General features: G+C 74.2%; 1 protein-coding gene. It reads left to right on the plus strand.

The genetic code is table 11. The features are described 5' to 3' along the window. The coding region (locus HZU84_RS20175; RefSeq protein WP_180693139.1) for an IS66 family transposase at window positions 1-256 on the plus strand (256 nt) is incomplete at both ends.

The raw sequence follows: 256 nt of genomic DNA on the forward strand, positions 1-256 counted from the left end.
GCCCTGATCGGGGCGCTGGGCACGCGGTACCACCTGACGCAGGACAAGATCCGCACGCTGCTGGGCGAGGTGCTGGGGGTGCGCTTCAGCCTGGGGGCGATCTCGCAGGCGCAAGGGCTGGTGGCGCAGGCGCTGCAGGCACCGGTGCAGCAGGCGGCGGCGAGCTGCCACGGCGCGGCGGTGCTGCACATGGACGAGACGAGCTGGCGCCAGGCGGGATCCGGCACCCGGCACTGGGTGTGGGCGACGGTGCAGC

The sequence above is a fragment of the Sphaerotilus sulfidivorans genome, from assembly GCF_013426975.1.
GTDB lineage: Bacteria > Pseudomonadota > Gammaproteobacteria > Burkholderiales > Burkholderiaceae_C > Sphaerotilus > Sphaerotilus sulfidivorans.